Here is a 13,039-nt window from a genome sequence, read left to right on the forward strand (position 1 = left end):
CTGTTTTGTTTTACTTAGTTAGGTCAGATGATGACAGAAGAAAATAACATCGAGCAGCAAAACCCTGAGCAGGCTTCTGAAGAGAAGCATATGCGTACTGTAAAAAGCTTTGTCTTACGTGCTGGGCGTATGACCGAAGGTCAGCAGAAAGCGATGGAAGATGTATGGCCGCAAATGGGTCTGGAGCTGAAACAGGGGATGTTAGATCTAACTGAGGTGTTTAATCGCGATGCCCCGGTTGTACTTGAGATCGGCTTTGGTATGGGCGACTCACTGGTTGAGATGGCAAAAGATCAGCCAGAGAAAAACTACATTGGTATCGAAGTACATCGCCCAGGTGTAGGCCGTATCTTAAGCAATGCAGAGCGTGAAGGCTTAAGCAATATTCGCGTATTCTGTGATGATGCAATCGAAGTATTGGCGCAGTGTATTCCAGATGGCAGCCTTGATTGCATTCAGTTGTTCTTCCCTGATCCATGGCACAAAAAGCGTCACCACAAGCGCCGTATCGTTCAGCCTGAATTTGCGCAGACGTTACGCAAGAAATTGAAAGTTGGTGGTGTATTCCACATGGCGACCGATTGGGAAAATTATGCTGAGCACATGATGGAAGTTATGAGCGCCGCTGAGGGCTATCAAAACGTTGCTGGTGAAGGTGAATATTCGCCGCAGCCGAAGTGGCGTCCAGTCACTAAATTTCAAAAGCGTGGCGAACGTTTAGGTCATGGTGTTTGGGATCTTATGTTTGAAAAGCTTAGCTGATTAGACTGAATTTGTTAGCTTCCCGGGGAGGATGCTCTTTCCTCCCTGTTTAACTCCCTCTGCTTTAGCCTCTCTAAATGCTCATTTATGCTGGGGCCAACCTTAGGCTCTACTTCGAGTTTTTTCTGTTTATTTGACTCGGGTCAATATCATAGAGCCTTATCAATTGTGTGGTTTTATTGTTCGAATTTTATTCAGTAATATTGCTCATCTGAAATGAAGTAGAGTTAGTAAGTTCGTAATGACCAGCATGCCATATCCCCAGAAACACCTTTTGGTGCGTCAAGTTGCGCAGCAACAGTTAGTCGTGTGTTCTGAAGATACTAAGGTATCTACTGCCGTAGGTTTAATGGCTAAACATTGCATCGGCTGTGTTGTTATTTGCGAAGGAAACCGGCCGGTTGGCATTGTTACTCGCAGGGATATTATGCGGATCACAGTGTCAGGGCAGGATTTAGAACAGATTGCTGTCTCTACCTGCATGTCTTCCCCTGTGAGTACGGTATCTACGACCGCTACTATCGATGAAGCGGGTTTACGTTTTATTGCAGAAGGTTTTCGGCATTTAGTGGTTGTAGATGAAAGCCACGATATCTTCGGCATGCTTTCCGAGACGGATGTGGTTAATAGTCAGGGAGTGGAGCATGATCTATTTTTAAGATCAGTTTCTGAGATTATCAGTAAAGATGCGTTGATCATTCCTGAACATGAGACGGTTCGTTTAGCAGTAGAGCGTTTGGAAACTACAGGTCATAGCGCTGCTTTAATCTGTAATGGTCAGGATATAGTTGGCATTCTTACCGAAAATGATTTGATGGTGAGTATGGCCGAGGGTGACTTGGATCTGCCGCTTAAAGATTTTGCTTCCGCCAATTTGGTATCAGTTGAAGCTGACCTCAGTCTCTACAATGCCCGCAAAGTATTTCGTCAGCATAGTTTTCATCACCTCGGTGTTAAGCGTCATGATGGTGAGATTATTGGTTTAATCTCTTATAGCGACATTCTGCGCAATGTTGAGATGGATTATGTCTATCGCTTAAAAGAGTTATTGAATGAGCGCGATCAGGCATTAGCTTTATCCCAACACAATCTCAAGTTGGCAGATAAGGTCATGAACGCTTCTATGGAAGCGATTGTAGTGACCGATCTGGAAGCAAAAATCCAGCGGGTAAACCCAGCCTTCACGGAAATTACAGGGTATGAAGAGTGGGAGGTTCTGGGCAAAAATACCAATATTTTAAGCTCGGGTCGCCATGATAAAACCTTCTATCAAGATATGTGGGCTTCGTTACAGAGTGACGGACAGTGGCAGGGTGAAATCTGGAATAAACGTAAAAACGGTACAGTTTATCCAGAGTGGCTTACTATCACTGCGGTGGAAAATGATGCGGGAGAAATTTGCCAATATGCGTCTATTTTTTCCGATCTGACAGAAATTAAGAAATCAGAAGCCCGTATTAAGCGCTTGGCTTATTTTGATGAGCTTACTCGCCTTCCTAATCGTAAGTTGTTTAATGATCGTCTGAACTTATCGCTTGGCTATGCTCAAGAGCACAACCATCAAGTTGCTTTAGCCTTTTTAGATTTAGATTTCTTTCAGAGGGTAAATGATCGCTTCGGCCTTGAGGCAGGCGATCAGGTATTGCGTGAAGTAGGCCGTAGAGTCGAGTCTATTCTGGAGGAGGGCGATACGGTTGCCCGCTTTGGTGGTGACTCCTTTAATATGATCCTCACTGATGTTGATGATAATACAGCGGTCAGCGAGTTTTTAAATCGTCTTCTATCTACGATCAATCAGCCCATATTAGTATCTGGTACGGAGATCAATCTGACTGTCAGCGTCGGGGTGAGTTTCTTCCCTACGGATGCAACGGAACCAGAAGATCTGTTTCAGTGTGCCGAAGTGGCCGTTAAACAGGCGAAAGATTTTGGTCGCAATAGCTATCGATTCTTCTCCTCTGAACAGCACCAGTTGGTGAAATCACGTTATCGCATGGCAAATGATCTGCACCGAGCTATCGAAGCAGAACAGTTTGAACTGTATTACCAGCCCAAAGTAACAGCATCAGATCGCCAACTCGTTGGTGTCGAAGCGTTAATTCGCTGGAATCACCCTGAACAAGGCTTTATTCCCCCTGATGAATTTATTCCACTTGCTGAGGATTTAGGCGTTATCGATCAAATCGGCTATTTCGTTTTGAGAGAGGCGGTTCGTCAGTGCTCTAGCTGGTGGAAGCTGGGGTACGAGGTTCCTGTCGCAATCAATGTGTCTGCTAAGCAGATGCAGCGCCGAGATATAGCCGAAGAGATTTTAGAGGTTCTAGAAGAGTTCCAGTTGCCATCTAGATTGTTATCGGTAGAGCTGACGGAAACCAGTTTCTTGCATTGCTTAGAAGAGACTCGCGTAGCTATCAATATATTGAGAACTGCAGGCGTACGTATTGCTATTGATGACTTTGGTACGGGTTATTCCAGTCTCAGCTATATCCGTAATATGTCTTTGGATGTGTTGAAAATAGATCGTAGTTTCTTGGTTAATATTGAGGACTCAGAGGTCGATTTAAGCATAGTGGCATCTATTATCGATATGAGTCAGGCCATTGGACTTGAAGTGGTTGCAGAAGGGATCGAGACGGAGACCCAGTTTGGTTTGCTGCGAGAGCTCAATTGTAACCAGATCCAGGGTTACCTCATCTCAAGGCCGATGCCCGCTGATACATTTGTCGATTGGTATCGAAGCCAAGCTTAGGAATTTATTCATTTAGAATGAAAAGGCCCCGGGGCTGAATGGCGGTAGCCCCGGGGTAAAGGTCTTCGAGTTTTGCCCATGAATCAAAAATCGAAGTAAGTGGAAAGGTACTTGCTCAAGCCGGTCTTAGCCGGCTGTAGCGATTAGGCTGGCATTACCGCCAGCAGCTGTAGTATCAATGCACAGATGACGTTCCATGACGAAACGTTCTGGTTGATCCAGTTCTGTAATCAGTGGCAGCAACGCGCCTTCGCGAGCGGCGAGCGCCTGACGAATCTCTTTTAGGGCTTCAGTGCTGGCATTGCAGCAGATCGCAGCGAATCCATCAGTGTCAGTCATGGCATCCGCCGATAACTGCCCCACCATACCTTGCACCGGCAGTTCAGCCTCAGTGCACTGTTTCAGCAGATCAGCGATACCTTGAGCAATAATGACTACCGCATTGCCCTGCATGAGCGCCGTTGCAGCCTGATTCTTAGCGCTTTCTGCATCGGGACCTAGACAAAGGACAATACCGCGCCCAGTTTCGGACAGAAGGTTTAACTCCCCTGTTGGCCCTGGCATCTCTGTAGTTTCAGAACAATGACCTTGCAGTTTAAAGGCCTGTTCAGCAAAGACGTTAGCAAGTTGTTCCTCAGAAACCTTCGCTTCACTAGCGGCTGCTTGACCCAGTTGTTGAATCATCTTGTGCAGTGTTTCAGAGTTAATTGCCTGGCCTGCTGGTGCTTCTGTGCTATTGCTAATATTTGAGCGAGTGAAACGTTTAACGTAGTGTGGACCACCCGCTTTAGGGCCAGTACCTGATAGGCCTTCACCGCCGAATGGTTGAGAGCCGACAATGGCACCAATCTGGTTACGGTTTACGTAAATGTTGCCTACTTTAACTTGGTTGATAATGCGCTCTACACGGTTATCCACACGGGTGTGTAGGCCAAAGGTTAGACCGTAGCCTTTGCTGTTGATCGATTCGACTACCTGATCTAGATCTTTTGCTGCAAACGTTGCGACATGTAGAACAGGACCGAAGATCTCTTCATCAATCTCTTCAATACCATTAACTTTCAGCACTGCTGGCGCGACAAAAGTACCGTCTGTTGGAGCATGGAGTTTCTTAAGCATCTGGCCTTTTGCGGCAAATTTTGCGCAGTGCTCATCAATCTTAGCTTTAGCGTTACCATCGATAACTGGACCCACATCGGTACTTAGAAGCCAAGGGTTGCCAAGGCGTAGTTCATCCATGGCGCCAAACAGCATCTCTAGTAGGTTATCAGCAATATCTTCCTGTACATAAAGCACTCGTAAAGCAGAGCAGCGCTGACCTGCGCTCTGGAATGAGGACATCAGAACATCGCGTACAACCTGTTCTGGAAGAGCTGTGGAATCAACGATCATCGCGTTCATACCACCGGTTTCAGCCACTAGAGGTGCATCCGGAGCCATGCTTTCCGCCATCACTTTGTTGATGCGCTGGGCAGTTAAGGTCGAACCTGTAAAGCACACTGCAGCGATGCGTGGATCAGAGGTCAGCGGTGCGCCGACATTGATGCCCGAGCCCGGTAATAGTTGGATAACGTCTTCTGGGATACCGGCTTCATGCATCAAGGCAACAGCGCGGGCAGCCATTAGAGGTGTTTGGTCGGCAGGCTTAGCGATGACGCTATTGCCTGATGCAATGCCTGCTAAAACCTGACCGGCAAAAATAGCTAAAGGGAAGTTCCACGGGGAGATACAGGTGATCACGCCGCGTGCTTCACTGTTTGCGTGTTTCTCCGCTTCATTTGCATAGTAACGGGCAAAGTCGACCGCTTCTCGAATCTCACCTACCGCATCAAGTAGTGTTTTACCCGCTTCACGGCTCGCCAGAGCAAACAGCTCAGGCGCATTGGCTTCAAATAGATCAGCTACACGGCGAAGGCAAGCGGCGCGCTCGCTAGCGTCAGTTTTTGACCAACGCTGGAAGCCTAGCTCTGCAGATACGATCGCACTTTCAATATCTTCAGCGTTCGCTTCAGTAACTTGACCTACAAGATCTTCTGGGTTGGCAGGGTTACGAATTTCAGTCGTTTCAGAGCTGCTTGCATCGCCTGCAATCATTGGCTTCGCGTGCCATTGCGTGTTCTGGAAGGCCTCACGAGCCGGTTCTAGGTGCTCTAAGGTCACTTGGTCAGTGATATCCCAGCCTTTGGCGTTTAGACGCTTGTCACCAAAAATCATGGTAGGTTTAGCAATCATGTTGTTGCTGATTGCGTTATGGCTTTCCAATACTTGGGTAAATGGATCGGTTGCGATCTCTTCAGGCGTAATACGCTTATCGACAATCTGGTTTACAAAGGAGCTGTTTGCGCCGTTCTCTAGCAAACGACGAACAAGGTAAGCCAGCAGATCGCGGTGTGCACCTACAGGTGCATAGATACGGCAGCGAGTATTGTTTGCTTTCAACACTGTATCGTGCAGTGATTCACCCATGCCGTGTAGACGCTGAAATTCAAAGTTATCCACATCATGTTTTTTTGCCATGAACAGAATCGCAGCAGCGGAATGGGCGTTATGCGTAGCGAACTGTGGATAGATGCGATCTGTCATCTGCATCAACTTTTCTGCACAGCACATGTAAGACAGGTCGGAATTTACTTTACGGGTAAATACAGGGAAGCCATCTAGGCCTAGCACTTGCGCGCGTTTGATCTCTGCATCCCAGTAAGCACCTTTAACTAAGCGCACCATGATACGACGATCAAGACGCTCAGCGGTTGCATACAGCCAGTCCAGAACAAGCGCGGCACGAGGGCCAAAAGCTTGTACCACAATACCGAATCCATCCCAGCCTGCTAGGCGCTCATCTGCCAGAACTGCTTCGATCACATCAAGTGAAAGGTCGAGACGATCAGCTTCTTCGGCATCAATATTGAAGCCCATATTGGCATCTTTCGCCTGCAAAGCTAGCGTCAGGGTACGCTCTACTAATTCCTGCATAACACGGGCTTTTTGGCCAACTTCATAGCGGGCATGAAGAGCAGATAGTTTTACAGAAATACCTGGGTTAAGACGGATATCTTTGCTTTCACAAGCAGATGTCAGTTCACTGATCGCTTGTGAGTAGGCTTGGTGGTAACGGATTGCATCGGCATCAGTTCGGGCAGCCTCACCAAGCATATCGTAGGAGTAGCTATAGCCTTGTTTCTCAAGTTTTGTTGCACGTTTGGTGGCTTCGTTGATGTCGCGACCAAGTACAAACTGGCGGCCTAGCTCTTTCATCGCTTGGGCAACGGCGGTACGCACAACCGGTTCCCCAAGGCGTTTGATCATGCCTTTGACTGTGGAGCCGATGCTCTTCTTTTCATCTTCTTTAAGTAGCTTACCCGTGATGAGTAGCGCCCACGTTGAGCTGTTTACTAATGACGATGCGGATTGGCCTAAATGGCCTTTCCAGTTACCGGACACCACTTTATCTTCGATCAGAGCGTCGATAGTCAGACTGTCTGGCACACGAAGCAGTGCTTCTGCCAAACACATTAGCGCGACACCCTCTTTGGTGGTCAGGCCGTATTCGGCAAGGAATTTTTCCATCATGGAAGGGGAGCTTTCAGATCGAACTTTGCGTACCAGATCTGCAGCATTGGCTGAAATAGCGCTGCGCTCTGTTTCGCTTAAACCTGAGTTATTAATCAAACCGTTGATAACGGCTGCTTCGTCTGCCAGATAGTTATTACGAATAGCTGTACGGCATTGTTCGATTGTGATGCTCATAATCTTCCACCTCTTAAATCTATCGGGTTATTTTACAAGCGCTCAAATAGTCGATTTATCTATAAAAGTGGTTGTGGAGGTTTATTTCTCTTTATTTTGTGCTTTAAGTGGGTGTCTTGGTGGGATTTTGTTTGTTTTGTGAGCTTTTGTTCTTTTTTGTGATGGGTGTAAAAAAGCCCCAACTGCAAAGCAGTTAGGGCTTTTAAAAATCTATTTTCTATTCGTTAGCTTTTGATTTCTGCTTCTACATCGTCAAAGCGTTGCTGGATAGCTTTTGATGGCGCTGGAGTCACTTTGGATACCGCGATAATGGCGATGAAGGCAAAGATAATACCTGGGATGATCTCGTATAGATCAAACCAACCGCCAGATAGCTGCTTCCACACAACCACAGTCACACCACCAGTGATGATGCCCGCAAGCGCACCGCCTTTGGTCATCTGCTTCCAGTACAGAGACATGATTAGCGCTGGGCCAAAGGCTGCACCGAAACCAGCCCATGCATAAGATACAAGCTCTAGAACTTTAGAGTCTTTATCCATCGCTAGGAACGTTGCGATCAGCGCGATAACGATTACCGCAATACGACCAACGCGAACCAACTGTTCTTGGGTCGCATCTTTGTTAAATAGCGCTTTGTAGAAATCTTCAGCCAGAGCAGAAGAAGACACAAGTAGCTGAGAATCGGCTGTACTCATTACAGCGGCAAGGATAGCGGCCAGTAGAACACCTGCGATTACAGGGTGGAATAGTGCATCTACCATCACCATAAATACAGTTTCATTATCACCCAAACCGTCTGGTAGGTAGCCGATAGCGGCCAAACCAATTAGGCAGGCACCCGCCATAGAGATCGCACTCCAGATAACTGCGATACGACGTGCAGCTGGAACCGCTTCTTTAGATTTGATGCCTTTGAAACGCGCAAGAATATGCGGCTGACCGAAGTAACCTAGACCCCAGCCCAATAGGGACAGCGTACCGATTAGCGTGATGCTCTTACCATCCGCATCGGTAAACATATTCAAGAGCTCAGGGTTTTTCGCTTCGACTGCTGCCAGCGTGCCGCTCAAACCACCGATTTCACCCATCGCGATCAACGGTACTAAGATCAAAGCGCCAACCATTAGTAGGCCCTGAACTACGTCTGTCCAAGATACCGCTAGGAAACCGCCAAATAGGGTGTAAGAGATAACAGCTGCAGCACCAACAAGAACAGCAATGGTGTAATCAAAACCGAATACAGTTTCAAATAGCTTACCACCGGCTACTAGACCAGAACTGGTGTAGAACAGGAAGAAAACTAATACAAATACGGCAGAAATAACGCGTAAGCTGTGGCTGTGATCTTCAAAACGTTTTTCGAAAAACGCAGGTAGTGTTAGTGCATCATCAGCACGTTGTGAGTAAACACGTAGGCGCTGAGCTACTAACAGCCAGTTTAGCCAAGTGCCTACTAGTAGACCGCCTGCCAACCAGAAAGAGCCATAACCAGCCGCCATTGCGTAACCAGGAAGGCCCATCAACAGCCAGCCACTCATATCTGATGCGCCTGCACTCAACGCACTTGGGATCGGCCCTAGATTACGTCCACCAAGCACGTAATCAGACAGATCCTGAGTGCGACGATAGGCAACAATACCAATTGCCAGCATCAGCATCAGATATAGGATAAATGTCAGGGTTACCATCTAAGAAACCTCTTTGTCATAGTTTATGCTTATTATCGTTCCATCCTCTGTTACACCTTCCTGCGCTAGCTATGCTGCAGACTTTTCTACCTTCATTGGTTGCGAAAAAGACAGTAGTTAAGCTTGGGTATAACGACCGGAAAGCTTACCGGTATTCCATTGGTTAAATGCTCTAAAGTTGGCTGTTTTCTAGGCAATTGGTCTTTATTTGTTCGCTTATTCGGATGATTGTTCTAATTTGATGGTTTTTTGCCTAGATAAACGCGCTGTATAGCTCTTTTTAATCTATAAGAAAGAGTAGTCAACTTGTTATGGAGAGTCGAATTCACTATATTTTCGCCACAATTTTGGACGTTTTGACTTTAAGCTTCTGGAGCGCCGTCATGGAAAATTTAGATAAACTCGATATGGCGATTTTGCGCGAACTGCAAAAGAATGCACGTATTACGGTTACGGAATTAGCCTCGCGTGTTGGCCTTTCGAAAACACCTTGCCAAGTGCGCATGAAACGCTTGGAAGAGCTTGGTTATATCATGGGTTATACCACCCTGATCGATCAGAAGAAGCTTGGTTCTAAACATATCGCTTTTGTTCAAGTGACGATGCTAGATACCAAAACCAAAGCGCTGCAAGCCTTTAATGAAGCGGTACGCGCCATCCCTGAAATTGAACAGTGCCATATGATTGCAGCTAATTTCGATTACCTGTTAAAAGTGCGTACGTCCGATATCGAAAGCTATAGAGAAGTGCTCGGTGAAAAGATTTCCAATCTGCCATTTGTTAAGCAAACCAGCACCTTTGTTGTGATGGAAGATGTGAAGGATGTGGCTTCTAAGCTGATTTGATTACCCCCCTTTTCTATTCAAAAAACTCTGCTAGATTTAGTAGTAATGTATTGAATTGAAATGGATATTCACTATGGTCGAACAAGTTTCCGTTAACGAACAAGCGAAGATTCTTCTGGTCGATGATATTGGTAGTATGCGGGCACTACTGGTAGCTATATTGCGGGAGCTTGGTTATCGAGATATTACCCAAGCGGCCAGTGGTGAAGAGGCTTGCCAATTGACTCAAACTCACGCCTACGACGTGATTTTGTGTGACTGGGAGATGCCAGGGATGGGGGGACTTGAAGTACTCAACAAAGTGCGAGAATCGTTTGATGCCGACGAGTTACCTTTCATAATGGTAACGGCTGAGGATGAAACATCGATGGTGAAACAAGCGATCTCTCAAGGCGTTTCTGACTATATCATTAAGCCTTTCAGCGCTGGCTCTTTACGTGAAAAAATTGACAGAGTTACTGCAGTGAAGGCTGACGGGTAACACTGTCAATTACAGCTTAACTTTTGCTCCACTCTTAGTGGCACTGCTTACCTTTTCTATGTTCCGATTTATGTTTCATCCATTTTTTGGGTGCTTCACTCTTTAACTGTGCGAATTTGGCTTCCTGTTCTGGGGTCAGAATCTCATACAGTTCTTCCTGATGTTTGGCTTTGGCCATAATCATCGCTTTAGTTTGCTCCTGCGCTTTTAACACTAAGCTGTTGAGCTGCAACTGATAGTCTTTGGATGTTGGATCTAGTTGCATCAGTTGTTGGCGAATATCTCGTTTCGCTTGGTGTTGATCCTTCATGCCCGCTCTTTTCTGCTGCATATTTTCTTTCAGTGCCGCCTGTTGGCTGGTGGTTAACCCTAGTTCTTCAGAAAGATACTGCAGGCGTTTCTCCATCTTAGCGCCGTCATCTTTAGTGTAAGCATGTGCAACGCCTAAACTAGAAACAGTTAACACAGCGGCTGCGATTCCAGTCATGATTTTACGGTTCATGTTCTTTGCTCCTAGGCTGTTTAGTTGATGGAACAAAGTGTGGCTTTTGTAAGCGCAAAGATGGGTTTCTGCTGTGTAAAGTTGGGTAAATCTAACAATTGGGCGATCTATTTTGACGCTAAAAGGATTATTATTTTTAGTAGATAAGTAGCGAAATTAGGCGATCAAGGCCGAGTGCGGGATTAAAGTATGAGAGATAAACAGCGATTATTACTGGTGGATGACGATGTGGAACTGTGCGAGTTGTTATCCGATTATCTCGAGCACGAAGGCTTTGAGGTTGAGTTTGCTCACAATGCAGATGAAGCTTGCGCGCAATTAAAACGTGCGGATCGTTACGCCTTGATGGTGTTAGATATCATGATGCCGGGTAAATCGGGTTTGGAGCTGCTACAGCAAATTCGACCTGTAGTGACCTTACCCGTGATTATGCTGACGGGGCGTGGTGAAGAGATTGATCGTATTCTGGGACTAGAGATGGGGGCGGATGACTACCTAAGCAAACCCTGTAACCCACGCGAATTGCTTGCACGAATTCGTGCGGTCTTACGTCGTTCGGAACCGAAAACACAAACAACTCTTTTTCCGGATACGAATGTTGAGATGGGCGGTGTCCAGCTTGATCCTGGTTTGCGTGAGGTTAGGATCAAGGGTGAGTTATTGGAGCTTACGGGGACGGAGTTTAACGTGCTTGCTTATCTGATCGCGAATGCTGGAAATGTATTGGATAAAGAACAATTAACTGAGCTGGTTTTGCATCGAAAATTGGCGGCATTTGATCGTGCAATAGACGTTCATGTTAGCCGTGTACGTCAGAAATTAGCGAAAGCACTGCCAGAGAAAGAGTTAATTAAAACTGTACGTGGTGTTGGCTATCAGTTTATTAAGGATCTGGTATGAAGTGGTATAAACGACTTTTTTGGAAAGTTTTTGCCGCGATCTGGTGTGTAAGCTTTTCGGTACTGTTAGCGACTATCTGTGTTGTCAGTACTATTACAGAAGAAGATCGTTTCAAAGAGGTGATCACAGCAAAAGCTGAGGGTTATGCAGAGCTGATGATCGAGCGTTATGAACGCATGGGGCATACCACGATTCCACCGCTTCGGCTTAAGCACCTGAAGAGTTCGCACCGGGATAAAGAGATAGGTCTCCCGCCGCCGCAACATCACAAAGAACGTACACCACATTGGAAACGTTTTATCTGGCGTAGTGTAACTAAGCGTGTCCACATTACCGACCTGACTACGCAGAAGCAAGTGGTTGATCTTCCGAGTTTCAAGCAGGCCCCTGAAGATAGCTACCGCTTTAATCTAGAGTCAGAGCAGGGGCGACAGTATGAAGTATTAGTCGACCTGAGCTGGGAACGTTCTCCCTACGCAGATCTAGTGAATCGCATCTTATCGGTACAAATGGTACTGATTTTATTAGTGTCTTCTTTAGGTGCTTTGATTGTATCCGCGATTATTGCGCGGCCATTAATTTTGCTGCGCGAGCACACTCAGGCGATCTACCGTGGGGAGTTGGATACTCGTACGGATGAGAAACTACGCAAACGCGGTGATGAGCTGGGTGAGCTTGCCCGTGACTTTGACCGCATGGCAGATTATGTGCAACAAACCCTGACCTCTCATCAACATCTGATGTGCGATGTCTCTCATGAGTTAAGAGCGCCGCTAGCGCGATTGCAGGCCGCAGCAGGGATTGCTGAACAACGCTTGGGAGAAAGGGACAAAACAGTACAACGGATCATTCATGAGTGTCAGCGATTAGATCAATTAATCGGCGAGATCTTATCCTTATCCCGTTTGGAGCAGATGGAAGTTAAAGGCGAAAAAACTAAGCTGAGTGATGTGCTGCAAGAGTTGCTCGATGATGCCCGTTTTAGTCAGCAATCACGTGAGTTTGAACTCCGTATGGAATCCGATTGTGAAGTGGAATTGAATGCACCTTTGTTGCTACGAGCGCTGAATAATATTTTGGGGAATGCCTGTAAACATACCCCACAATCAGCGCCGATCGAGTTGAGTGTTCATAAAGGTGAGCATTGTGAAATTCGTATTCGTGACCATGGTGAAGGTGTGCCTGCAGAGCAGTTAGAAAAGCTTTGCGAGCCGTTCTTCCGGGGTGATAGTAAGTCCGAGGGTTATGGCTTAGGGTTAAGTATCGCGCAACGGGCTGTACAACGTTTAGGTGGTGAACTCAGTCTATCAAACCATCCAGAGGGCGGATTGGAAGCGCGCATTCTGTTGCCTTGCGCCTAAA

Annotated in this window: 9 protein-coding genes; 6 read left to right on the plus strand and 3 right to left on the minus strand. The window is 46.5% G+C overall.

What is annotated here, in order from left to right; all coding sequences use genetic code 11:
* Positions 1–30 precede the first annotated feature (30 nt).
* Entirely contained in the window at positions 31–762 is a 732-nt protein-coding gene (trmB, locus tag ACMXYT_RS00885; RefSeq protein ID WP_415889909.1) for a tRNA (guanosine(46)-N7)-methyltransferase TrmB, read from the plus strand.
* Positions 763–1,003: 241 nt separating this feature from the next.
* Positions 1,004–3,511, plus strand: coding sequence for an EAL domain-containing protein (locus ACMXYT_RS00890; protein WP_415899798.1), 2,508 nt, complete (start codon positions 1,004–1,006; stop codon positions 3,509–3,511).
* A 126-nt stretch (positions 3,512–3,637) separates the two neighbouring features.
* Here the strand turns inward: ACMXYT_RS00890 and putA are convergent, their stop codons facing one another.
* Together putA and putP are read right to left on the minus strand one after the other, a co-directional pair.
* Positions 3,638–7,258 carry a bifunctional proline dehydrogenase/L-glutamate gamma-semialdehyde dehydrogenase PutA gene (gene putA / locus ACMXYT_RS00895; RefSeq protein ID WP_415911748.1) on the minus strand — a complete coding sequence of 1,207 codons (3,621 nt, stop codon included), beginning with the start codon at positions 7,256–7,258 and terminating at the stop codon, positions 3,638–3,640.
* 224 nt (positions 7,259–7,482) lie between these two features.
* A complete protein-coding gene (gene putP / locus ACMXYT_RS00900; protein WP_415899800.1) occupies positions 7,483–8,949 on the minus strand; it encodes a sodium/proline symporter PutP in 1,467 nt (488 codons plus the stop codon).
* 383 nt (positions 8,950–9,332) lie between these two features.
* Between putP and ACMXYT_RS00905 the strand changes: the two genes are divergently transcribed.
* Positions 9,333–9,794 (plus strand): Lrp/AsnC family transcriptional regulator, encoded by a 462-nt coding sequence (locus tag ACMXYT_RS00905; RefSeq protein WP_415883132.1) that lies wholly within the window; start codon positions 9,333–9,335, stop codon positions 9,792–9,794.
* Between the two features lie 73 nt (positions 9,795–9,867).
* Entirely contained in the window at positions 9,868–10,275 is a 408-nt protein-coding gene (locus ACMXYT_RS00910) for a response regulator (protein WP_415899801.1), read from the plus strand.
* A 34-nt stretch (positions 10,276–10,309) separates the two neighbouring features.
* Here the strand turns inward: ACMXYT_RS00910 and ACMXYT_RS00915 are convergent, their stop codons facing one another.
* Positions 10,310–10,777: a Spy/CpxP family protein refolding chaperone gene (locus ACMXYT_RS00915; protein ID WP_415899802.1), complete on the minus strand. Its 468-nt coding sequence runs from the start codon at positions 10,775–10,777 to the stop codon at positions 10,310–10,312.
* Between the two features lie 189 nt (positions 10,778–10,966).
* Between ACMXYT_RS00915 and ACMXYT_RS00920 the strand changes: the two genes are divergently transcribed.
* The gene (locus ACMXYT_RS00920; protein ID WP_415889914.1) at positions 10,967–11,677 is read left to right on the plus strand and encodes a response regulator; all 711 of its coding nucleotides are present in this window, start codon (positions 10,967–10,969) and stop codon (positions 11,675–11,677) included.
* Positions 11,674–13,038: a sensor histidine kinase gene (locus ACMXYT_RS00925; protein WP_415899803.1), complete on the plus strand. Its 1,365-nt coding sequence runs from the start codon at positions 11,674–11,676 to the stop codon at positions 13,036–13,038. Before ACMXYT_RS00920 ends, ACMXYT_RS00925 begins: the two co-directional genes overlap by 4 nt.
* Position 13,039: the final 1 nt, after the last annotated feature.

This window comes from Neptuniibacter sp. QD37_11, from assembly GCF_047778105.1.
Classification (GTDB): domain Bacteria; phylum Pseudomonadota; class Gammaproteobacteria; order Pseudomonadales; family Balneatricaceae; genus Neptuniibacter.

Coding starts and splice junctions, on each gene's coding strand:
- putA (WP_415911748.1), bottom strand. CDS start 7,258: ATGAGCATCACAATCGAACAATGCCGTACAGCTATTCGTAATAACTAT.
- ACMXYT_RS00925 (WP_415899803.1), top strand. CDS start 11,674: ATGAAGTGGTATAAACGACTTTTTTGGAAAGTTTTTGCCGCGATCTGG.
- ACMXYT_RS00890 (WP_415899798.1), top strand. CDS start 1,004: ATGACCAGCATGCCATATCCCCAGAAACACCTTTTGGTGCGTCAAGTT.
- putP (WP_415899800.1), bottom strand. CDS start 8,949: ATGGTAACCCTGACATTTATCCTATATCTGATGCTGATGCTGGCAATT.
- ACMXYT_RS00905 (WP_415883132.1), top strand. CDS start 9,333: ATGGAAAATTTAGATAAACTCGATATGGCGATTTTGCGCGAACTGCAA.
- ACMXYT_RS00915 (WP_415899802.1), bottom strand. CDS start 10,777: ATGAACCGTAAAATCATGACTGGAATCGCAGCCGCTGTGTTAACTGTT.
- trmB (WP_415889909.1), top strand. CDS start 31: ATGACAGAAGAAAATAACATCGAGCAGCAAAACCCTGAGCAGGCTTCT.
- ACMXYT_RS00910 (WP_415899801.1), top strand. CDS start 9,868: ATGGTCGAACAAGTTTCCGTTAACGAACAAGCGAAGATTCTTCTGGTC.
- ACMXYT_RS00920 (WP_415889914.1), top strand. CDS start 10,967: ATGAGAGATAAACAGCGATTATTACTGGTGGATGACGATGTGGAACTG.